The sequence below is a fragment of the Caulobacter sp. GW822-FHT01G02 genome, from assembly GCF_058802865.1.
The window spans coordinates 43,833-65,207 of sequence record NZ_JBXAON010000013.1 but is presented as its reverse complement, the minus strand read 5'-3'; the positions used below and the strand labels follow the sequence as shown (position 1 = coordinate 65,207).

The 21,375-nt window shown below is 69.6% G+C and carries 17 protein-coding genes and 1 pseudogene; 8 read left to right on the top strand and 10 right to left on the bottom strand.

Going from position 1 to position 21,375, the window contains the following annotated elements; translation table 11 throughout:
- Positions 1 to 19: 19 nt before the first annotated feature.
- Together AC1RNC_RS25415 and zapE are read right to left on the bottom strand one after the other, a co-directional pair.
- Complete coding sequence (locus AC1RNC_RS25415) at positions 20 to 604, bottom strand: GDP-mannose pyrophosphatase (protein ID WP_492888768.1); 585 nt, start codon at positions 602 to 604, stop codon at positions 20 to 22.
- A 9-nt stretch (positions 605 to 613) separates the two neighbouring features.
- Positions 614 to 1,732: a cell division protein ZapE gene (gene zapE / locus AC1RNC_RS25410; protein WP_492888767.1), complete on the bottom strand. Its 1,119-nt coding sequence runs from the start codon at positions 1,730 to 1,732 to the stop codon at positions 614 to 616.
- A 97-nt stretch (positions 1,733 to 1,829) separates the two neighbouring features.
- Between zapE and AC1RNC_RS25405 the strand changes: the two genes are divergently transcribed.
- The 7 genes from AC1RNC_RS25405 (at position 1,830) to trxA (ending at position 11,873) form a co-directional block, all read left to right on the top strand.
- Complete coding sequence (locus tag AC1RNC_RS25405; RefSeq protein WP_492888766.1) at positions 1,830 to 2,705, top strand: GNAT family N-acetyltransferase; 876 nt, start codon at positions 1,830 to 1,832, stop codon at positions 2,703 to 2,705.
- A complete protein-coding gene (gene tsaE / locus AC1RNC_RS25400) occupies positions 2,702 to 3,148 on the top strand; it encodes a tRNA (adenosine(37)-N6)-threonylcarbamoyltransferase complex ATPase subunit type 1 TsaE (RefSeq protein WP_492888765.1) in 447 nt (148 codons plus the stop codon). Before AC1RNC_RS25405 ends, tsaE begins: the two co-directional genes overlap by 4 nt.
- On the top strand, positions 3,138 to 4,238 hold the full coding sequence (gene amgK / locus AC1RNC_RS25395; RefSeq protein ID WP_492888764.1) for an N-acetylmuramate/N-acetylglucosamine kinase AmgK: 1,101 nt from the start codon (positions 3,138 to 3,140) through the stop codon (positions 4,236 to 4,238). Before tsaE ends, amgK begins: the two co-directional genes overlap by 11 nt.
- Positions 4,235 to 4,972, top strand: coding sequence for an N-acetylmuramate alpha-1-phosphate uridylyltransferase MurU (gene murU / locus AC1RNC_RS25390; RefSeq protein ID WP_492888763.1), 738 nt, complete (start codon positions 4,235 to 4,237; stop codon positions 4,970 to 4,972). The genes amgK and murU overlap by 4 nt, the downstream gene beginning before the upstream one ends.
- Complete coding sequence (gene addB, locus AC1RNC_RS25385; RefSeq protein ID WP_492888762.1) at positions 4,969 to 7,956, top strand: double-strand break repair protein AddB; 2,988 nt, start codon at positions 4,969 to 4,971, stop codon at positions 7,954 to 7,956. Before murU ends, addB begins: the two co-directional genes overlap by 4 nt.
- A complete protein-coding gene (gene addA / locus AC1RNC_RS25380; RefSeq protein WP_492888761.1) occupies positions 7,953 to 11,420 on the top strand; it encodes a double-strand break repair helicase AddA in 3,468 nt (1,155 codons plus the stop codon). Before addB ends, addA begins: the two co-directional genes overlap by 4 nt.
- Before the next feature lie 120 nt (positions 11,421 to 11,540).
- Positions 11,541 to 11,873, top strand: a complete 333-nt coding sequence (gene trxA / locus AC1RNC_RS25375; RefSeq protein WP_477070554.1) for a thioredoxin — start codon at positions 11,541 to 11,543, stop codon at positions 11,871 to 11,873.
- Positions 11,874 to 11,938: 65 nt separating this feature from the next.
- Here the strand turns inward: trxA and AC1RNC_RS25370 are convergent, their stop codons facing one another.
- The 8 genes and pseudogenes from AC1RNC_RS25370 to AC1RNC_RS25335 all read right to left on the bottom strand — a co-directional run bounded on the left by AC1RNC_RS25370 (position 11,939) and on the right by AC1RNC_RS25335 (position 20,330).
- Positions 11,939 to 12,046, bottom strand: a complete 108-nt coding sequence (locus AC1RNC_RS25370) for a hypothetical protein (RefSeq protein ID WP_082009057.1) — start codon at positions 12,044 to 12,046, stop codon at positions 11,939 to 11,941.
- 86 nt (positions 12,047 to 12,132) lie between these two features.
- Positions 12,133 to 13,449, bottom strand: a complete 1,317-nt coding sequence (locus AC1RNC_RS25365; RefSeq protein WP_492888760.1) for a bifunctional folylpolyglutamate synthase/dihydrofolate synthase — start codon at positions 13,447 to 13,449, stop codon at positions 12,133 to 12,135.
- A gap of 62 nt (positions 13,450 to 13,511) precedes the next feature.
- On the bottom strand, positions 13,512 to 14,435 hold the full coding sequence (locus AC1RNC_RS25360; protein ID WP_125159535.1) for an acetyl-CoA carboxylase carboxyltransferase subunit beta: 924 nt from the start codon (positions 14,433 to 14,435) through the stop codon (positions 13,512 to 13,514).
- Positions 14,436 to 14,447: 12 nt separating this feature from the next.
- Positions 14,448 to 15,275: a tryptophan synthase subunit alpha gene (gene trpA, locus AC1RNC_RS25355; protein WP_492888759.1), complete on the bottom strand. Its 828-nt coding sequence runs from the start codon at positions 15,273 to 15,275 to the stop codon at positions 14,448 to 14,450.
- Between the two features lie 12 nt (positions 15,276 to 15,287).
- The gene (gene trpB, locus AC1RNC_RS25350) at positions 15,288 to 16,508 is read right to left on the bottom strand and encodes a tryptophan synthase subunit beta (RefSeq protein WP_492841207.1); all 1,221 of its coding nucleotides are present in this window, start codon (positions 16,506 to 16,508) and stop codon (positions 15,288 to 15,290) included.
- 14 nt (positions 16,509 to 16,522) lie between these two features.
- Positions 16,523 to 17,191 (bottom strand): phosphoribosylanthranilate isomerase, encoded by a 669-nt coding sequence (locus AC1RNC_RS25345; protein WP_492888758.1) that lies wholly within the window; start codon positions 17,189 to 17,191, stop codon positions 16,523 to 16,525.
- Positions 17,192 to 17,599: 408 nt separating this feature from the next.
- Positions 17,600 to 17,749: pseudogene (locus tag AC1RNC_RS25340) on the bottom strand (hypothetical protein); the annotation flags it as partial.
- Positions 17,750 to 18,044: 295 nt separating this feature from the next.
- Positions 18,045 to 20,330, bottom strand: coding sequence for an NADP-dependent malic enzyme (locus AC1RNC_RS25335; protein ID WP_492888757.1), 2,286 nt, complete (start codon positions 20,328 to 20,330; stop codon positions 18,045 to 18,047).
- Positions 20,331 to 20,583: 253 nt separating this feature from the next.
- On the opposite strand from AC1RNC_RS25335, the gene dapB reads away from it, so the two are divergent.
- Positions 20,584 to 21,357: a 4-hydroxy-tetrahydrodipicolinate reductase gene (gene dapB, locus AC1RNC_RS25330; protein WP_492888756.1), complete on the top strand. Its 774-nt coding sequence runs from the start codon at positions 20,584 to 20,586 to the stop codon at positions 21,355 to 21,357.
- Positions 21,358 to 21,375: the final 18 nt, after the last annotated feature.

Below are 21,375 nucleotides of genomic sequence, written 5' to 3'. Positions count from 1 at the left end.
CCCCGGATCCGCGGTCCCGCTAAGCCTTGAACACCGTCAAGGCCAGGTGCTGCAGCAGCATGATGGTCTTGGCGTCACGGATGCGACCGTCGGCGATCATCGCCAGGGCCTCGTCGATGGTCGGCTCCAGAACCTCGATGTCCTCACCCTCGTCAGGATGGCCGCCGCCGTCGCCGATCCGCATGGCCGCATCGTACTCGGCGACGAAGAAGTGCAGAATCTCGGTCACCGAGCCCGGGCTCATGAAGGCCTCGAACACCTTGCGCACGTCGCCCAGGCGGTAGCCCAGCTCCTCCTCGACCTCCGCGCGGATGCGAACCTCCGGCTCGGCGTTGTCCAGCAGGCCGGCCGCCGCCTCGATCAGCAGATCGTCATAGCCATTGACGAAGGCCGGCCAGCGGAACTGCCGGACCAGCAGCACCGTCCGGCTTTTCAGATTGTAGGGCAACAGCACCGCCCCATTGCCCCGGTCGTAGTGCTCGCGATGCTGGGTTTGCCAGGTCCCGTCCCGCCGCTTCCAGTCGAAGGTGGTCGTCTTCAGGACGTACCAGTTGTCGGACAGCAGCTTGGTCTCGCGGACGCGGACCCGATCCTTGACGCTCATGATATTCTCCTAGTCCCGCACCCGCGCCACATAGTCGGCCGAACGCATTTCCTGCAGGCGCGAGACCGTGCGCTCGAACTCGAAGGATCCATCGCCTTCGGGGTAGAGCTGTTCCGGCTCGGCGTCGGCCAGGGCCACCAGCTTGGCGTCGGCTTCGTAGAGCGCGTCGATCAGCGTGTTGAACCGCTTGGCCGCGTCACGCCGGGCGGGGGTCAGGCGCGGCACGTCTTCCAGGAAGAGGGTGTGGAACCGCTCAGCGACGGCCAGGTAGTCCTGCGGCCCCAGGGCCTGCTGGCACAGGCTGGCGAAGGACGAGCGCAGCATGCCGCCGGCGGCGCGGGGCAGGCGCATCTTGCGGCCCAGCACCTCCAGCGTCGCGCCGGTCTCGGCCGCGCCATCCAGCATGTCGGTCCACAGCTGCTCGAACTCGGCCTGGCTCTCCTTGTCGTTCGGCGCCAGCCAGGTGCGGGCCGCGCGCAGACGATCCAGGCGGAAGTCGACCGGCCCGCGCACGGCCACGACGTCCATGGCGCTCTTAAGCATGTCGATGAAGGGGACGAAGAGCTGACGGTTGAGGCCGTCCTTGTAGAGGTCGTCCGGCGGCCGGTTCGAGGTGGCCACCAGGGTTACGCCCCGCGCGAACAGGGCCTCGAACAGCCGCCCCAGGATCATGGCGTCGGCGATGTCGGTGACCTGCAGCTCGTCGAAGCAGAGCAGGCGAGCGTTCGTGGCGATCAGCTCGGCGGTCGGGGCGATCGGATCATCGCCCCTGGACTGACCGAACCGCGCCTTGCGCGCCGCGGCATCGCCCTTGCGCCACGCGTCGATGTCGGCGTGGACCTCGGCCATGAAGGCGTGGAAGTGGATGCGGCGCTTCTTGTTGATCGGCGCGCTGTCGAAGAACAGGTCCATCAGCATGGACTTCCCGCGCCCGACCGGACCCCACAGATAGACGCCGCGCTGGCTCTTGGGCTTGCGGCCGAACAGCGAGAAGCCGGGCTCGCCGGCGTTGTCGAGATCGGCTTCCAGCCGGGACAGGGCGTCCACGGCGGCGGCCTGGGCCACGTCGGGCCGGATCTCGCCCAGAGTCAGGCGCTCGCGATAGGCGGTGCGAAGAGAAGTCGGCATCGGGGACTGCGGTTAGCGCGTGAGCGCCTCGAGGGGAAGCCCGCCCATGCGTCATCCGCCGGCTGACAGCCTCGTCGACGCGACCTAGACTCCCGGCATGGTTCATGTTCCGGCCTTCGGGGTGGTCGGGGCGCGACAGACGCCCGAGCCCCACATCGTCGATACTCTGATCGCCGAGCGCGCGCCGCGCCTGACGGGGTCCCCGATCTGGCCGCTGGTTCGGCCGGTCGTTTATCGGATGCTGGACTACCGCAAGGCCCGGCGGATGGCGCAGAGGATCTGTCAGCTGGACGGCCGCGCGGCGCTGGACCACGTCTCCGACCTGCTGGCCCTGCGGGTCGAGGTCGCGGGCCTCTCGAACCTGCCCGCCGCCGGCCGCTGCGTGATCGTCGCCAACCATCCGACCGGCATCGGCGACGGCGTCGCGGTCTATGACGCCGTCAAGGCCCGGCGGCCCGACGTGTTGTTCTACGCCAACGCCGACGCCCACCGCGTCTGCCGCCGGTTCGACGAGGTGCTGATCCCCGTCGAATGGGTCGAGGAAAAGCGCAGCCGCGAGCGGATGCGCCTGACCCTGTCGATGACCCGCGACGCGATGGAGGCCGAGCGCGCCTTGATGATCTTCCCGGCCGGACGCTTGGCGGTGAAGGACGCAGACGGCCGCCTGACCGACCCGCCCTGGATGGCCTCCGCCGTTTCGATCGCCCGCAAGTACGGCGCGCCAATCGTGCCTATGCACCTGGCCGGCCCCTGGTCGACCCTGTTCCACCTGTTCGACAAACGCTGGAAAGAGCTGCGCGACATCACTTTGTTCCATGAGTTGCTGAACAAGAAGGGCCGTCGCTTTTCGCTGATCGTCGGGGCGCAGGTTGATCCGCAGGCCTTGCCCGGCGACGCGACAGAAGCCACGGAAGTCCTGAAGCGCTATGTGGAGCGCATGTTGCCGACCGATCCGACGAGCCGCCTGACGTGACCGCCCTTTTTCTCGCCGACGAGGCCGCCACTCAGGACCTGGGCCGAGCGCTGGCCGCGTCCCTGCGCCCGGGCGACGCCGTGTGCCTGACCGGTCCTCTGGGCGCGGGGAAGTCGACCCTGGCCCGGGCCCTCATCAGGGCCCTGACGACGCCGGATGAGGAGGTGCCCAGCCCGACCTTCACGCTGGTGCAGTTCTACGAAACAGCCGGCTTCCCCCTGGCCCACTTTGATCTCTATCGCCTGTCGAACCCCGACGAGGCCTATGAGATCGGGCTGGACGAAGCCCTGGACGGCGGCGTCGCCCTGATCGAATGGCCCCAACGGCTCGAAGGACGTTTGCCCGCGACTCGGCTCGATATAGACATCGCCCTCGACGGCGACGCGCGGCGCGCCGTCATCACACGGCACGGCGATTTCGAGGGACGTGATCTTGAGTTCTGAGAGAGAAGTGGCGAAGGCCGCGTTCCTGGAAACCCACGGCTTCGGCGACGTCCGCCGAGAGAGCCTGGGCGGCGACGCCTCGACGCGGTCTTATGAGCGCCTGCACCGCGCCAAGGGGGACGAGAGCGAGAGCTTCATCTTCATGGACCAGCCGCCAGCGCTGGAAAGCGTCGTCTGCCCACCGGGCGCGACGGACGCCGAGCGCCTGGCCCTGGGCTACAACGCCGCCGCGCGCCTGGCCGCCGGCTCGGTCGCCGCCTTCGTCGCCACCGCCGACTATCTGCGCCAGCGCGGTCTCTCGGCCCCGCGCATCTTCGCCTATGACGTCGCACAGGGGCTGGCGGTCCTGGAAGATTTGGGCGACGGCCTCTACGCCACCCTGATCGCGGAAGGCCAGGATGAGCGCCCGCTGTACGAGGCCGCCGTCGACCTGCAGGTGGCCCTGCACGCCGAGACGCCTCCGGACGTTCTGGCAGTCGACGACGTCCGCTGGCCGCTGCTGACCTACGACACCCTGGCCCTGAAATACGCTACCGACACCTTCCTGGAATGGTGGCCCCAGTTCGCCGGCCTTCCTGCCTTCAGCCGCGAGGCCGTCGCCGCGTGGGACGCGCTGTGGGCGCCCGTCTGGGTGCGCGGCGAGGCCGGGGCCAGCGTCTTCACCCATCGCGACTACCATGCCCAGAACCTGCTGTGGCTGCCCGAGCGCGACGGCGTCGCCCGCGTCGGCCTGCTGGATTTCCAGGACGCCCTGCGCGCCCACCCCGCCTGGGACCTGACCCACCTGCTGCAGGACGCCCGCCGCGACGTGTCGCCGGAACTGGAAGCGGCCATGCTGGACCGCTATCTCGCCGCCCGACCGAGCGTCGATCGCGAGGCCTTCATCGCCGACTACCGCGCCCTCGCCGCCTCGAACGCCGCCCGCATCCTGGGCCGGGTCTTCGCCCGCCAGGCCCTGCTGGGTCGCCGCCAGTACGAGGCCTTCATGCCGCGCACCTGGCGCTACCTGGAGCGGAACCTGAGCGATCCGGTGATGAGCGCTCTCAAGGCCTGGTTCGATCGCTACGTTCCCGCCGAGGCCCGCCGATGAGTGGCCCCAAGGTCGCGATGGTGCTGGCCGCCGGCCTGGGCACCCGCATGCGCCCGCTGACCAACGACCGGCCCAAGGCCCTGGTCGAGGTCGCCGGCAAGGCGCTGATCGACCACATGCTGGATCGCCTGGCCGCCGCCGGGGTCGAGACCGCCGTGGTCAATGTCCACTACTTCGCCGATCTGGTCGAAGCTCACCTCAAGGCTCGCCAAGCCAAGGGGCTTGGCCCGAAAATCGTCATCTCCGACGAGCGGCCTCAGGCCCTGGAGACGGGCGGCGGTGTCAAGCACGCCCTGCCACTGCTGGGTGAGGGTCCGGTCTTCGTGGCCAATATCGACTCCGTCTGGATCGAGCACGCCGGTCCGGCCATCGACGCCGTGGCCGCCGCCTGGAACCCTGAGACGATGGACGTTTGCCTTATGCTGGCCTCGACTAGCGGTTCACTCGGCTTCCACGATAGCGGCGACGTGTTCCTCGAAGACGGCGTCGTGCGCTTCAAGGATTCCGGCGAGATCGCGCCGCTGGTCTATGTCGGCGTCCATATCTGCAAGCCGGCCATCACCGCCGACGGGCCGGAAGGTCCGTTCTCCCTGCTGCCGCTGTGGAAACGTCTGGCCGCCGACCACCGCGTCCACGGCGTCGCGCCTGATGGCCTGTGGATGCACGTCGGCGATCCCGACGCCAAGCTGGCGGCCGAGGCCAAGCTCTCCCAAGACAGTATGGCCGAGGGATGAGCGGACCGGCCCCCTTCTTTGAAAGACCGGGGCCGCGCTGGTTCTCGATCCCCGCCCATCGGCCGTTCGTCGATGATCTGGCGCGCGGCCTGCTGAACACGCTGGAACCGCTGGGCCCCGAGGCCCTGCCCCGCGCCACGGTCCTAACCCCGACCCGGCGCGGCGCCCGCGCCCTGGCCGACGCCTTCCTGGCGGTCGGCGGCGGTCGGGCGCTGCTGCTGCCGCAGATCCGGCCGCTGGGCGACTTGGATGAAGGCGAGCCGCCCTTCGAGCCCGGTGAGCTGTCCCTCGACTTCCCGCCCGCCATCTCGTCGCGCCGTCGTCGATTCGAGCTGGCGCGGCTGGTGATCGACCATGGCGACAAGCTGTCGTTCAAGCCCGGCCCGGTCCAGGCCCTGGAACTGGCCAAGGCCCTGTCCGACTTCCTCGACAGCTGTCAGATCGAGGAGGTTCCGTTCGCCGACAAGCTGGACGGCCTGGCCGAGGGCGACCTGGCCCAGCACTGGCAGGTCTCGGCCCGCTTCCTGAAGGGCGTGCTGACCGCGTGGCCGCAGCGGCTGGAGGCGCTGGGCCTGATCGACGTCTCCGAGCGCCGGGTGAAGCTGCTGCGGGCCTTGGAAAGACAATGGGCCGAGAATCCGCCGACCGAGGTGCTGGTCGCCGCCGGCTCGACCGGCACCGCGCCCGCCACCGCCGACCTGCTGCGCGTCATCGCCGCCGCGCCGAAGGGCGCCGTGGTGCTGCCAGGCCTCGACGAGGACCTGGCCGACAGCGCCTGGACCCAGATCGAGGGCTCCCAGGGCGAGCAGCATCCGCAAGGCGCGATGAAGCGCCTTCTGGACCGCGCCGGCGTCGCGCGTTCGGATGTCCGCGCCTGGGTTCCCGATGTCGACAGTCGCGGCCGCTGGCGGCGGCGGATCGTCAACGAGGCCCTGCGTCCAGCCGAGGCCACCGCCGACTGGCTGGCCCAGATCGCCGCCCTGCGCGCCGAGGCCCCGGACCTCGACCCCGTCGCCGAGGGCCTGACCGGCTTCTCGGTCATCGCCGCGCGCGCCGAGGAGGAGGCCGCCGGCGCCTGCGCCTTGCTGCTGCGCGAGGCGCTGGAGACGCCGGACAAGACCGCCGCCCTCGTCACGCCCGACCAGACCCTGGCCCGCCGGGTGATGACCCGCCTGCAACGCTGGGGCGTGATCCCCGACAGCTCGGCCGGCGCGCCTCTGGCCGCAGCCGGCTCGGCGATCCTGGCCCTGCACTTGGCGCGGCTGGTCGAGGAGCCACTGAACCCGGTCCGCCTGTTGGCCTTCGCCAAGCACCCCCTGGTTCTGGGCGAGGACGAGGCGCCCGCCGCCGCAATGCTGGAACGTAAGGGCCTGCGCGGCGCCGCGCCCAGTTCGGCCGAGGTGCTGCGCGCCCGGCTGAGGGACGCGCCCGACGCCCTGGCCCTGTGCGATCGCGTCCTGGCTGCCGTCGACCACGCCGCAGGGCCCTATGCGGACGGCTTCGCTCCGCCTTGCCGGGCCGCCCAGGCCCTGGTCGAGGCGCTGGAAGGCCTGATCGCGCCGCACCGTCTTTGGGCCGGCGGCGCGGGCGAGTGCCTGGGCGCCCTGATGGCCGCCCTGATCCAGGACGGCGAGCCCCTGCCCGACGCCTCGCCCCAGGCCTTCGCCGACATTCTCGACCGACTGGTCAACGAGGAGACCGTCCGCGTCGGCGGCGCCACCCATCCGCGTCTGCGGATCCTGGGCGCTATCGAGGCCCGCCTGGTTCGCGCCGACCGCCTGGTGCTGGCCGGGCTGGAGGAGGGCGTCTGGCCGCAAGGCGCGCCGATCGATCCGTTCCTGTCGCGCCCCATGCGGAGCCGGCTCGGCCTGCCGCCGCCAGAACGCAAGATCGGCCTGACGGCCCACGACTTCGCACAGGCCGCCAGCGCGCCGGACGTTGTGCTGGTCCACTGCGAGCGACGCGGCGGCGCGCCGGCCGTCGAGTCGCGCTGGCTGTGGCGGCTGAAGACCCTGGCCGCCGGCGCGGGGCTGTCTCTGCCCCGCCGCGACGACGTGCTGGACTGGGTCCGGGCCCTCGACGCGCCCGCCCCCTACGCGCCGATTGGCCGCCCAGCCCCGACGCCGCCCGTCGAGGACCGCCCACGCAAGATGGCCGTCACCCGCGTCGAGGCCCTGACCCGCGACCCTTACGCCGTCTGGGCCCGCGACATCCTCAAGCTCTATCCGCTGGAACGCCCCGACGAGCCGGTCGAGGCCCGCGCCCGGGGCACCGCCATCCACGCGGCCTTCGAGAAATTCGCCGAGACCTATCCCGACGCCGTGCCCCTCGAGGCCGCCGGCGTGTTCGAACGCTTCTATATCGACGCTTTGGTCGCGGCGGGCATGCCGCCCACCGCCTTGACCCGCGAGAAGGCCCTGGCCCGCGAGGCCGCCCTGTGGGTCGCCGACTGGGAGCGTCATCGCCGCGTCACGGCGCGCAAGGTCGTGGTCGAGGCGGCGGGCGAGCTGTCGCTCAGCATCAACGGCCGCCCCTTCACCCTGACCGCCAAGGCCGACCGGATCGAGCCGACCGCCGACGGGACCGCCCACATCCTCGACTACAAGACCGGCGCCGCCCCGTCACAGAAGCAGGTCGACACCGGCTTTTCGCCGCAGCTGACCCTGACGGCGGCGATCCTGATGCACGGCGGGTTCCCGGACCTGGGCAGCCCCACGCCGGGCGACCTGACCTATGTCCGCGTCACGGGCCGCCGCCCCGCCGGCGAGGAGCAGGTCCGCGCCCTGGCCGGCGAGGAGAGCGCCGCCGCCGCCGCCAAGGCGCTGGAGGGTCTCTCCACGCTGATCGCCCGTTATGACGATCCGGCCGAGCCCTACCGCTCGCGGGTCGCCCCGCAGTTCGTCAAGGAGCATCCCGGCGACTACGCCCACCTGGCGCGGGTGTTCGAATGGTCGACCAGCGGCGACGACGGGGACGGCGAATGAGCGCGCCCGATCATCAGCGCATCGCGGCCGATCCGACGATCTCGGCCTTCGTCACCGCCAATGCCGGCTCGGGCAAGACCAAGACCCTGATCGACCGCGTCGCGCGCCTGCTGCTGGCTGGGGTCGAACCCCAGGCGATCCTGTGCGTGACCTACACCAAGGCCGCCGCCGCCGAGATGCAGCGCCGCCTGTTCGAGCGGCTGGGCAAGTGGTCGGTGACCAGCGACGCCGACCTGCGGGCCGAGCTGATCAAGCTCGTGGGCGAAACGGACGCCGCTTACGACGCCAAGGGCCTGTCCGACGCCCGCGCCCTGTTCGCCAAGGCGCTGGAAACGCCGGGCGGCCTGAAGATTCAGACGATTCACGCCTTCTGCGAAAAGCTGCTGCGGCGCTTCCCTCTGGAGGCCGGGGTCTCGCCAGGCTTCACGGTGATGGACGATCAGGCCGGCGCCGCCATCGCCCGCGCCGCGCGCCGCGCCACGGCCCAATGGGTCGATACGCATGAAGACGCATTCTCGGAGGCCTATGCCCGCTTCTCCGTGGCGCTGGACTTCCAGAGCTTCGAGAACATGTTCGCGGGCTTCGAGGTCCGACGCGACCAGATCATGGCCTATGTGGCGCGATGCGGCGGGCTGTCCGAAGCCGTGGCCGATGCCTGGGAGCGCTGCGGTTTTGCTACGCCGACCTCGGCCGGCGACCTCGCGGCCCAGGCCATGGCGCGGCTGGATCTCGGCGCCTGGCGGGCGGCGGCCACGGTGCTCTTCGATGGCGGCGGCAAGCAGGACGCCAAGTACGCGGAAGGCCTGGCCGCCGTGGCCCGCGATCCGGACGCCACGCTGGATCTTGCCCTCCGCGCCCTGTTCACCGAGGGCGGCGAGGGCGCGCCGGCGACCTGGCCGGGCAAGACCTCGGGCCTGAAGAGCCGCGAGGACCTTCGGGAGGCCCTGCTGCTGGACCAGGCCAAGCTGGAGGCCGCCCGCGAACGGGTCCGCGCCGCCAAGGTGGCCGAGGACACCGCCGACGCCCTGCGGCTGGCGGTGCTTTACGTGACCTCGCACCGGATCGAGAAGGACGCCCGCGGCGCGCTGGACTTCACCGACCTGATCGACAAGACCCGCGTGCTGCTGACCGAGAAGGTCGAAGCCGCCTGGGTGCTCTACAAGCTGGACGGCGGCATCGATCACATCCTGCTGGATGAGGCCCAGGACACCGCGCCGGAGCAGTGGGAGATCCTCAGCGCCCTGACCGCCGACTTCTTCGTCGGCGAAACCTCCGAGGGCTGGAGCGGCCGCCGGGCCGAGCGGACCCTGTTCGTGGTCGGCGACGAGAAGCAGTCGATCTATTCGTTCCAGGGCGCCGATCCGACGCGGCTTCTGGAGGAGACGCAAGGCTACATCACTCGCATCGAAGCGGTCGGCGCGGTCGGCAAGGGCGTGCCGCTGACGGTGTCATACCGCTCGACCCGCGAGGTGCTGAGCTTCGTCGACGCGCTGTTCTCCGACCCCGAGACCCGCGAGGGCGTGCCCCCGCCGGTCGGCCAGGACCTCGTCCGCCACGAGCTGTTCCGTCACGGCCATCCTGGCTGCGTCGACCTGTGGCCCCTGACCCGTGAGCTTCCCGGCGAGGAGCGCGAGGCCTGGGAGGTGCCGGTCGACTCGGAAGGCGAGCGTAGCGCCAACCGCCGCCTGGCCGAGGCCATCGCGGCCGAGACGAAAGCGATCCTGGAGCGCGGCGATGCCGTGTTCGACAAGGAGATCGGCCGCCACCGCGCCGCCCACGCCGGCGATATCCTCGTCCTGGTCCGTCGCCGCAAGGTGCTGTTCGAGGAGATCATCCGGGCCCTGAAGCGGCGCGGCGTGCCGGTGGCCGGGGCCGACCGGCTGTCGCTGTCCAGCCACATCGCCTTCGAGGATCTGCTGGCGCTGGGGCGATTCATCCTGTTCCCGGACGACGACCTGACCCTGGCGGCGCTGCTCAAGTCGCCCTTCTGCGGCCTGACCGACGAGGACGTCTACGCCCTGGCCAAGGGCCGCCGGGCCACCCTGTGGGCCGAACTGCGCCGCCGGGCCGAGGAACGTCCGGAATGGACCACGGCGCGGACCGTGCTGGACTGGGCGCTTACGGAAGGCCGCAAGCGCCAGCCATTCGAGTTCTTCGCCGGCTGGCTGGGCCTAGCCGACGCCAGCGGCCGCTCGCACCGGGCCAAGGTGCTGACCCGTCTGGGCGCCGAGGCCGAAGAGGCGCTCGACGAATTCCTGGCCCAGGTGATGGAGGCCGAACAGCGCGGCGTGCGCGACCTCGAGGCCCTGGTCGCCGACTTCGCGGCGCTGGACATCGTGGTCAAGCGCGAGATGGAAGGCGCCCGGCGCGAGGTCAGGGTGATGACCGCTCACGGCTCCAAGGGCCTGGAGGCGCCGATCGTCTTCCTGCCCGAGACGACCGTGAAGCGCGGGGCCGGGGGTTCGCCGCTGCTGGTGACCGAGGACGGCGGCCTGCTGTGGTGCGCCAGCGGCAAGGGCGACTGCGACGCCTCGGCCAAGGCCCGCAGGCTGCGCGAGGACAAGGAAAGCCAGGAGGCCCTGCGCCTGCTGTACGTGGCCCTGACCCGCGCCCGAGACCGGCTGATCCTGTGCGGCCGCATCGACGCCCGGACCAAGGACGACAAGGTCGGCGGCTGGTACGCCGCCGCCCGCGCCGCCTTCGGGCATGCCGACATCGCCCCGGAGGTGCGGTCAATTGGTGAGAATGAGACAGCCTTCCTGCGCTTCGGTCCCGATCCGGTCAGCGCCCCGCGCGTGGAGGAGACCATCCGCGATTCAGCGTCCACGCCGGCCTGGATCAAGGTCGAAGCCCCGCCCGAGCCCGCCGCAGCCCGCTACGCCGCGCCGTCGCGGATCGAGGACAACGCCCGTGTCCCGGCTCCCTCGCCGCTGGCCAGGGTCTCTGGCCTGGGCCGCTACCGGCGGGGCGAGATTGTCCACAAGCTGCTGCAGCTGCTGCCCGAGGTCGCGCCGGACCAACGCGCCACCGCCGCCCGACGCCTGCTGACCGCCGAACGCGACCTGACCGACGCGCAGCGTGAGGAGATGGCCCAAGCCGCGTTTGGCGTGCTGGATGATTCGCGGTTCGCCGCCGTGTTCGGCCCCGGCTCCCGCGCCGAGGTCGCCCTGGCCGGGACCAGCGCTCACTTGCCGGAAGGCCTCGCCGTCTCGGGCCGCGTCGACCGGCTGGTGGTCGACGAAAGCCGCGTGCTGGTCGTCGATTACAAGACCAATCGCCCCTCGCCCGACCGGATCGAGGACGCCGATCCGGCCTATCTGGCGCAGATGGCCGTCTATGCCGCCGTGCTGCGAGAGGTGTTCCCCGGCAGAACGGTCGAAGCGGCTTTGGTGTGGACGGACGGCCCCAAACTGATGCCGGTTCCAGAAAAGGTGATGGCCCAGGCGCTGGCGCGGCTGACCTAAGGCCGTTGCCGGACGCGCCCCGTCCTCCTACATCTGCTGCAAGCGCTCGGAACGAATCCGAGCACATTGACCTTATCGCGTCCTCCGCGCCGAATGCGTGACGCCAGACTGGAGCAAGCCATGAGCACCGTTGTGGTGACCGACGCCACCTTCGAATCCGACGTCCTGAAAGCCGGCAAGCCCGTGCTGGTGGACTTCTGGGCCGAGTGGTGCGGTCCGTGTAAGCAGATCGCCCCGGCCCTGGAGCAGATCTCGGAAGAACTGGCCGACGTCGTCACCGTCGCCAAGGTCAATATCGAGGACAGCCCGACGACCCCGTCGCGCTACGGCGTCCGCGGCATTCCGACCATGATGCTGTTCCGCGATGGCCAGATGACCTCGATGAAGGTCGGCGCCATGCCCAAGCAGAAGATCCTGGAATGGCTGAACGAAGCCGGCGTTCAACCGGCCTAAGCGGCTTCACGGCTGAATTGAAGACGCCCGCTCCGGTCTCCGGGGCGGGCGTTTTTCGTGTCGACCTACTTCTTGGGCGTCACGATGAACGGCGAGACCGAGACCGGAGGGGCTTTCTTTTCGGCCTTCGGTTTGCGGACTTCCTTGTTCGATTTCTTCTGACCCTTGGCCATCGGCGGTTCCTGCCAGGACGGGTGCGCTCGCCGAGGATGTCCAGCGGGCCGCGCCGCCCTATCGGCGTGGGCTCAGCCTTACGCTTTTAGGTCGGCCAAGTCTCTGGGCTCATCGCCAGGACCTCGCCAGCCAGGTAGAGCGAGCCGCAGATCAGGACGTGGGGCGTCGGCGCCAGCGTGAGGGCCCGGTCCAGGGCGTCCTCGACCGAGTCGCAGGCGCAGGCCCTCAGGCCGGCCAGCTCGGCGGCGGCGGCCGTATCGGCGGCGCTGGCGGCGGCGGCGCCTTCGAAGGTGACGGTGAAGACCTTGGCCGCCACGCCCCGGAAGGGACCGAAGAAGCCGGCGGCGTCCTTGTTGGCCAGGAGGCCCGAGATCAGCGCCACCGGCCGGCCGTCGCGGGCGGCCAGATCGGCGACGGCGCGGGAGACGGCGCGGCCGGCGTGCGGATTGTGGCCGCCGTCCAGCCAGAGGTCGGCCCCGGCGGCCTTGGCGCGCTCGGCCAGCGGGCCGGCGGTCAGGCGCTGGAAGCGGGCCGGCCAGACCGCGCTTGCGATCCCCCGCCCCATGGCGGCTTCGTCGATGCGCGGATCGGCCAGGGCCAGCAGGGCGGCGACGGCCAGGCCGGCATTGGCGAACTGGTGCTCGCCGGGCAGCGAGGGCGCCGGCAGGTCCAGAAGACGGTCCTGCATCTGGACCAGCAGCCGGCCGCGCTCGTTCCAGGCGTCGAAGTCGCGGCCCATCAGGGTCAGTTCGACGCCGGCCAGGGCGGCCGTGGTCTCCAGCACGTCTTCGGCTTCGCCATGCTGGCGGGCCGAGACAGCCGACGCGTCCGGCTTGATGATCCCGGCCTTTTCGACAGCGATCTTGGCGATGGTGTCGCCCAGGAACTCGCGATGGTCGATGTCCACCGGGGCGATGACGCAGACCGCCGGCCTCTGGATGACGTTGGTGGCGTCCAGTATGCCGCCCAGCCCGACCTCGACGATGCACAGATCGGCCGGGACCTCGGCGAAGGCCACGAAGGCGGCGGCCGTGGTGATCTCGAAGAAGGTGATCGGCAGGCCGGCGTTGGCGGCCTCGACACGGTCCAGCACGTCGGCCAGGTGGTCGTCGGTGATCAGGGTTCCGGCCAGGCGGATCCGTTCGGCGAAGCGCACCAGATGCGGCGAGGTGAAGACGTGGACCTTGAGCCCGGCCGCCTCGGCCATGGCCCGGAGATAGGCGACCGTCGAGCCCTTGCCGTTGGTGCCGGCCACGTGGATCACCGGCGGCAGGCGGTCCTGCGGATCGCCCAGCGCCGCGCAAAGCCGCCGCATCCGGTCCAGCGACAGGTCGATCAGCTTGGGATGCAGCGCCTTGAGCCGCTCGAGCGCGGCGTCGTGGGCGCGGAGATGCTCGGCCAAGGCGGCTAGAGCCTGTCCGCGTGGCGGACGCCGAAACCGCTCACAACTTCGGCCGCCACGCTTTAAGCCGCCTTGCGGTTGCGGCCCATCATCAGGGTGCCCAGGATCGAACCGAGCACCTGCGGCAGGTCCTTGCGGTGGGTGACCCGGTCGACCATGCCCTTCTCGACCAGATATTCCGAACGCTGGAAGCCCGGCGGCAGGGTCTCGCGGATGGTCTGCTCGATGACGCGGGGGCCGGCGAAGCCGATCAGGGCGCCCGGCTCGGCCAGGTGGATGTCTCCCAGCATGGCGTAGGAGGCCGTGACGCCGCCGGTGGTCGGGTCGGTAAGGACCACGACATAGGGCAGGGCCGCGTCCTTCAGCTCGTTGATGGCCAGGGTCGTGCGGGCCATCTGCATCAGCGACAGCGCGCCTTCCTGCATCCGCGCGCCGCCGGCGGCGGTGAAGGCGATCATCGGCACTTCACGCTCAAGCGCGGCCTTGGCGGCGGCGATGAAGCCCTCGCCCGCGGCCATGCCTAGCGAACCGCCCATGAAGGCGAAATCCTGGACCAGCACCACGGCGTCGACGCCGGCGACCTTGCCATAGCCGATGGCCATGGCGTCGGGCTCGCCGGTGGCCTTGCGTGCCGCGGCCAAGCGATCCTTGTAGGGCTTGCCGTCCGAGAAATGCAGCGGATCCTCGGCGACCGACGGGGTCGGCAGGGCCTCGTACTGGCCGTCATCGAACGTGAACTTGAAGCGGGCTTCGGGCCCGATCCGCATGTGGCGACCGGCCGGCGTGACCCACAGGGCGGCCTCCAGGTCGGAGCGGAAGATCATCTCGCCCGTGTCGGGGCACTTGACCCAGAGGTTCTCGGGCGTCTCGCGCTTGGCGAACGCGCCGCGCACGCCCGGCGCGATCCGCGACAGCCAGCCGCCTCGGCGGTCCGTCGCCACTTTCTTGTCGCCCTTTTTCGGGTCCTGGGGTTCAGCCATAGCCATAGCCTTAGAGCCTCACTTCGTCCCGACTCGCGCCGAACGCACAGCCTTAGCCAGCTCCGACGCCTTGAGAAGAACCTTCTCGGTCACGTTTTCGTTCAACTGGGCCGCGGACTCGATTTCGTCGACGAGCGCGGAGCCCACCACGGCGGCGTCGGCCACGCGGGCGACGGCGGCGGCCTGCTCGGGCGTGCGGATGCCAAAGCCCACCGCGACCGGCAGGCCCGAGGCCTTGCGCAGCCGCTCGACGGCGGGCGCGACATCGGCGGCGTCGGCCGACTTCACCCCGGTCACGCCGGCGACCGAGACGTAGTAGACGAAGCCCGAGGTGCGGCGGACCACCATCGGCAGACGCGCATCGTCGGTGGTCGGCGCCGCCAGACGGATCAGGGAGATACCTTCGGCCTCCAGCGCATCCGTCAGCGGATCGGCTTCCTCGGGCGGACAATCGACGATGATCAGGCCGTCGACGCCGGCCTTGGCGGCGGCGGCGGCGAAGCTTTCGAAGCCGCGGTTCAGCACCGGGTTCAGATAGCCCATCAGGATGACCGGCGTGTCCTGGTCGCCCTCGCGGAAAGCGCGGACGATGTCCAGCGTCCCGTTCAGCGTCATCTTCTGGGCCAGGGCGCGCTGGCTGGCGCGCTGGATGGTCGGGCCCTCGGCCATCGGGTCCGAGAACGGAAAGCCCAGCTCGATCAGGTCGGCGCCGGCGGCCGGCAGGCCCTTGACGATCTCGAGCGCGGTCGCCGCGTCCGGATCCCCGGCCATGACATAAGCCACGAAAGCGGCGCGGCCCTCGGCCTTCAGCGCCGCGAAGCGACGGTCGATGCGGTCTTTGGTCAAGCGGTCTGTACCCTAGATCGTCCGCCCGAGGGCGTCGGCCACGGTGAAGATGTCCTTGTCGCCCCGGCCCGACAGGCACAGCACGATCACGCCGCCCTCGCCGATCTCCTTGGCCAACTGCGGCAGCTTGGCGATCGCGTGGGCGCTTTCCAGGGCCGGGATGATGCCCTCGAGCTCGGCGCACAGCTGGAAGGCCTTCAGGGCCTCGTCGTCGGTGCAGGTCAGGTACTGGGCCCGGCCGATGTCGTGCAGGAACGAGTGCTCGGGACCGATGCCCGGATAGTCCAGGCCCGCCGAGATCGAGTGAGCGTCCAGGATCTGGCCGTCCTCGTCCTGCAGCAGATAGGTCTTGTTGCCGTGCAATACGCCCGGACGGCCGCCGGTCAGGGACGCGGCGTGCTTGTCGGTCTCCAGGCCGTGGCCCGAGGCCTCGACGCCGTAGATCTTGACACTCTCGTCGGCCAGGAACGGGTGGAACATGCCGATGGCGTTGCTGCCGCCGCCGACGCAGGCGACCACCGCGTCGGGCAGCCGGCCTTCCATTTCCTGGATCTGCTCGCGGGTCTCGGTGCCGATCACCGCCTGGAAATCCCGGACCATGGCTGGATAGGGATGCGGGCCGGCGGCGGTGCCGATCATGTAATAGGTGTCGTCGACATTGGTGACCCAGTCGCGCATCGCCTCGTTCATCGCGTCCTTGAGGGTCGCCGCGCCCGAGGTCACCGGGCGGACTTCCGCGCCCAAGAGGTTCATGCGGAAGACGTTGGGCTTCTGCCGGGCGACGTCGACCGCGCCCATATAGACCACGCAGGGCAGGCCGAAGCGGGCCGTGACGGTGGCGCTGGCCACGCCGTGCTGGCCCGCGCCGGTCTCGGCGATGATTCGGGTCTTGCCCATGCGCTGGGCCAGCAGGATCTGGCCCATGCAGTTGTTGATCTTGTGCGCGCCGGTGTGGTTCAGCTCTTCGCGCTTGAAATAGATCTTCGCGCCACCGAGGTGGCGGGTCAGGCGCTCGGCGAAATAGAGCGGGCTGGGCCGGCCGACATAGTGCGTCAGGTAGCCCTTGAGTTCGTTCTGGAAGCTCGGATCGTTCTTGGCTTCCGTGTAGGCGCGGTCCAGCTCCAGCACGAGCGGCATCAGCGTCTCGGCCACATAGAGGCCGCCGTAGTCGCCGAAGCGGCCCTTGGCGTCAGGATAGGCCGACCAGTCGTTAGGCTTTGCGGGGGCGTTCAAGAGCTCACCAAAGGCTAGACGCGTTTGACGGCGTCGAGGAACGCCGCGATCAGAGCCGGGTCCTTTAGGCCCGGACCGCGCTCCACGCCAGAGGAAACGTCCACCAGCGGGGTTCCGGAGACCCGGATCGCGTCCGCCACGTTCCACGGATCGAGGCCGCCGGCCAGGAAATGCGGGCGAGAAAAGCGCCGATCGGCCAGCAGTCCCCAGTCGAACCGTGCGCCTGTGCCCCCGGGCAGGGCGGAACCTTCCAGCGGCCTGGCGTCGAACATCAGGTGCTCGGCGACGCCGTCGAAGGCCCTGGCCTGGTCGACATCGGCGGAAGACGACACCGAGAAGGCCTTGATCACGCCGACGCCGGCCCGGGCGGCGATCTCGCGGACCCGCGAGGGCGTCTCCTTGCCGTGAACCTGGATCAGGTCGGGGCGCATCGTGGCCATCAGGCGGTCGATCAGGGCGTCGTCGGGATCGACCGTTACGGCGACGGTCTTCACGCCGCGACCGCGCCACATTTCGCTTTTGGCCGGCTCGACCAGCCGCGCGGCGGTCTCGGGCGCGACGTCGCGCGGGCTCTTGTCGAAGAAGACGAAGCCCAGGAACGCCGCCCCCCCGTCGAAGGCGGCCTTCACCGTCTCGGGCGTCGACAGTCCGCAGATCTTGGCCCCAAGGGCGGGAATGCTCATGGTGCGGGGGAGTTACGTGCGGGGCAGGCAGGATGCAAGCCCTGGGCTTCTGAAGACACCCCCTCCCCCATCCAGGGAGAGGGAACGTGATTGATCGACCTCGCGCCGTGGGGCTGCGAGTTTGGGTGGGGAGGCGACGGAGCGGCCGGGCGAACCCGGAGACCGTAGAGTTTGTTTGCGTTTCGGCTCGCTGACCGCTCCGCCAGGCTGTTCTTGCCCGTGAGGATGGGGGGCGTGAGCGTCTTTCAGCTCGGGACCCCACTAGCCCCCGGACGGGCGCGGACCAAGTCGATCGGCTACATCCGTCTCGACCCCGACGATCCACGATAGGCGGCTTGTACGATCACCGCCCTGTCGCTCCGCTGTCGGCTTTGATCCCGGAGACCGCCCGTTCGCCAGCCGATCCGCCTAAAGAGTACGGACGGGGCGACTTTCGAACCTCCAGGAACCGCCAGCGGCCCCGCTCAACCTATCCCCGCCGCCGCGACTCCTTGCGAGAGACCGGTCTGCGAGCAGACCGTTGGGCCGGATCCAAGCGCCCTCCCCCGCGACGGGGATGCATTGAGTATCGCGGCGGATTCAACGCGGATCATTCAGGGGCGCGTAAAATCGACAAGTCATTGATTTCGTGGAGTTCGATGCCGCCAACGCCGGGGATACAGCGCCCTCTATCCCCGTGAACCCTCCCGCGACCGGGGGCGCTGTCGCGTAAGGGCCGGCCGGCGTCGCAAGGGGATGACGCCGGCCGGAGGGCTTACGCGTCGGCTTACTGTTGCCGACGAGAACAAGATGGGTACGCCAGACAGGTCCAAAAGGCCCTGTGACGCCCTGACGCGGAGGCGCCCGGCGAAGCTTAGTCGGCCGCTTCCTCCTCCGGCTGGTCGTAGGCCGCCATCATCGCCATGTTCAGGATCTTGGACACCGAGGCCGACAGCGGGGCGATCTGGATCGACTTGGACAGGCCCAGCAGCACGGGGCCGATCACCGTGGCCCCGCCCAGCGACTGCACCAGCTTGGTCGAGATCGAGGCGGCGTGGATGGCCGGCATGATCAGGATATTGGCGCTGTCGGTCAGGCGCATGAACGGATAGTTGGCCCGCTTTTCAGGATCCAGGGCCAGCTCGGGCGGCATTTCACCCTCATATTCGAAGTCGACGTCCATCTCGTCGAGCATGGCCACGGCCTCGCGCACCTTTTCCGAGCGCAGGCCCATCGGGTTGCCGAAGGTCGAATAGCTCATGAAGGCCACGCGCGGCTTGAAGCCCAGGCGGCGGACGGCGCGAGCGGCCTCGCAGGCGATCTCGACCAGTTCCTCGGCCTCGGGCAGCTCTGTGACGTTGGTGTCGGCCACGAAGATCGTGCGGCCCTTGGCCAGCACTACCGACATGCCCATGATCCGCCCGCCGGGGGCGGGATCGACGACGCGCAGCACCTCTTCCAGGGCCTGGTCGAAGCTGCGGGTGACGCCGGTGACCATGCAGTCGGCCTCGCCCAGGGTGACCATCGAGGCGGCGAAGCTGTTGCGGTCCTGGTTGATCAGGCGCTGGACGTCGCGCTTCAGATAGCCCTGGCGCTGCAGGCGGGCGTAGAGGGCGTCGACATAGTCCGGATTGCGGTCGGACAGGCGGGCGTTGACGATCTCGAGGCCGGCGGTCTCCGGATCCAGGCCCACGAGCTTCATGTTCTCGTGCACCAGGTTCTCGCGGCCGCACAGGATGGCCGCGCCGTAGCCGCCGGTCTGATAGGCATAGGCCGCGCGGATGACGCTGGGGTCCTCGCCCTCGGCGAAGACGATACGCTTGGGATTGGCCAGCACCGCGCCGGAGATCTTCTGCAGGAAGCCGGCGGTCGGGTCGAGGCGCTGGGCCAGGCCGGCGCGATAGGCGTCCATGTCGGCGATCGGCTTGCGGGCGACGCCGGTGTCCATCGCCGCCTGGGCCACGAACGGCGGCACGTACCAGATCAGGCGCGGGTCGAAGGCCGAGGGGATGATGTATTGCGGACCGAACTTCAGCTGGCGGCCGTGATAGGCGGCGGCGACCTCGTCCGGCACGTCCTCGCGCGCCAGCATCGCCAGGGCCTGGGCGCAGGCGATCTTCATCTCGTGGTTCACGCGCTTGGCGCGAACGTCAAGCGCGCCGCGGAAGATGTAGGGAAAGCCCAGGACGTTGTTGACCTGGTTGGGATAGTCGCTGCGGCCCGTGCCCATGATGGCGTCGGGACGCACGGCGTGCACCTCTTCGGGCGTGATCTCCGGATCGGGATTGGCCATGGCGAAGATGACCGGGTTGGGGGCCATCGAAGCGATGATCTCCGGCGTGAAGGCGCCCTTGGCCGACAGACCCAGCAGCACGTCAGCGCCGGCGACGGCCTCGGCCAGGGTGCGCTTGTCGGTCTTGACCGCGTGGGCGCTCTTCCACTGGTTCATGCCCTCGGTGCGGCCCTGGTAGAGCACCCCCTTGGAGTCGACGGCGATGCAGTTTTCGGGACGCACGCCCATGGCCTTGATCAGCTCCAGCGAGGCGATGCCCGCCGCGCCGGGGCCGTTCAGCACGACCTTCACGTCCTCCAGCTTCTTGCCAGTGATGTGGCAGGCGTTGATCAGGCCGGCGGCGCAGATGATCGCCGTGCCGTGCTGGTCGTCGTGGAACACCGGGATGTCGAGCAGCTCCTGCAGCTCGGTCTCGATGCGGAAGCACTCAGGACTCTTGATGTCCTCCAGGTTGATGCCGCCGAAGGTGATGCCGATGTTCTTGACCACCGTGATGATCTCGTCCGGATCCTTGGAGCTGATCTCGATGTCGATGCTGTCGACGTCGCCGAAGCGCTTGAAGAGGACGGACTTGCCTTCCATCACCGGCTTGCTGGCCAGGGCGCCCAGGTCGCCCAGGCCCAGGATCGCGGTGCCGTTGGAGATCACCGCCACCAGGTTGCCCTTGGAAGTGTATTCGTAGGCCAGGTCCGGATCGGCGGCGATGGCGTGGACGGGCACGGCGACGCCGGGCGAATAGGCCAGCGACAGGTCGCGCTGGGTGGCCATCGGCTTGGTCGGCACGATGGCGATCTTGCCGGGGGTCGGATAGCGATGGAAGGCCAGAGCCTCCTCGTCCGTGAAGGTCTTGCGTTCCGCGTCGCTCATCCGGCGTTTCCCATTCCTGCTGCGCAAGTTGAAGAAGGGGCGCGCCGATCGATGCGAACACGCCCTTATGTGGGATCACCGTAGCGAGGGGCGCCGAGCGTCACAACCGGGGAAGGACGCGAAAATCCCAGCAAACGCCTGTTGGACTTGGCCTTGCGTCAACTTCGCTGACGTTCGGGAAGGCCGGGAGAGGTTGACCCGAGGGGGCGGATTGGGCGATTTGCCTCAAGTACATTTTGTACTGGAGCCTGACTTGTCCCAGCCCGTGAAGATCGCGATCGCCGGCGCCAACGGCCGCATGGGCCAGGCCGTGGCCAAGGCGCTGGAGGGCCGCGCCGATGCCGTGGTCGCCGCGCGCTTCGAGCGTCCGGGCGTGGACGCCCCTGATCTCGTCTCGCGAGAGATCGCGCTGTCTCAGGCCCAGGTGGCGATCGACTTCACCCTGCCGGAAGCCTCCGTCGACCTCGCGGAGATCGCCGCCTCGAACAACGGTCCAGCCCTGGTCATCGGTTCGACCGGCTTCTCGGACGCCCAGCTGGCGCGCATCGACGAAGCCAGCAAGACCATCGCCATCGTCCGCTCGGGCAACTATTCGCTGGGCGTCAACATGCTGATGGGTCTGGTGCGCCAGGCCGCCGCCGCCCTGCCCGCCGAGGACTGGGATATCGAGGTCTTCGAGGCCCACCACAAGCGCAAGATCGACGCCCCCTCCGGCACGGCGCTGATGCTGGGCGAGGCCGCCGCCGAAGGGCGCGGCGTGGACCTGGGCCAGGTCGCCGACCGTGGCCGCGACGGCGTCACCGGTCCCCGCAAGGACGGCGCGATCGGCTTCTCGGTCGTGCGCGGCGGCGGCATCATCGGCGAGCACAGCGTGATCTTCGCCGGCGAGTCCGAGAGCCTGACCCTGTCGCACTCGGCCATCGACCGGGGCCTGTTCGCGCGCGGGGCCATCGCCGCCGCCGTCTGGGTGAAGGGAAAGCCGCCCGGCCTCTACGACATGCAGGACGTGCTGGGCTTTTCGAAGTAGGGATCTAAGCTGAGCCGG

Coding starts and splice junctions, on each gene's coding strand:
- AC1RNC_RS25415 (WP_492888768.1), bottom strand. CDS start 604: ATGAGCGTCAAGGATCGGGTCCGCGTCCGCGAGACCAAGCTGCTGTCC.
- zapE (WP_492888767.1), bottom strand. CDS start 1,732: ATGCCGACTTCTCTTCGCACCGCCTATCGCGAGCGCCTGACTCTGGGC.
- AC1RNC_RS25405 (WP_492888766.1), top strand. CDS start 1,830: ATGGTTCATGTTCCGGCCTTCGGGGTGGTCGGGGCGCGACAGACGCCC.
- murU (WP_492888763.1), top strand. CDS start 4,235: ATGAGTGGCCCCAAGGTCGCGATGGTGCTGGCCGCCGGCCTGGGCACC.
- addB (WP_492888762.1), top strand. CDS start 4,969: ATGAGCGGACCGGCCCCCTTCTTTGAAAGACCGGGGCCGCGCTGGTTC.
- addA (WP_492888761.1), top strand. CDS start 7,953: ATGAGCGCGCCCGATCATCAGCGCATCGCGGCCGATCCGACGATCTCG.
- trxA (WP_477070554.1), top strand. CDS start 11,541: ATGAGCACCGTTGTGGTGACCGACGCCACCTTCGAATCCGACGTCCTG.
- AC1RNC_RS25370 (WP_082009057.1), bottom strand. CDS start 12,046: ATGGCCAAGGGTCAGAAGAAATCGAACAAGGAAGTCCGCAAACCGAAG.
- AC1RNC_RS25360 (WP_125159535.1), bottom strand. CDS start 14,435: ATGGCTATGGCTGAACCCCAGGACCCGAAAAAGGGCGACAAGAAAGTG.
- AC1RNC_RS25345 (WP_492888758.1), bottom strand. CDS start 17,191: ATGAGCATTCCCGCCCTTGGGGCCAAGATCTGCGGACTGTCGACGCCC.
- AC1RNC_RS25335 (WP_492888757.1), bottom strand. CDS start 20,330: ATGAGCGACGCGGAACGCAAGACCTTCACGGACGAGGAGGCTCTGGCC.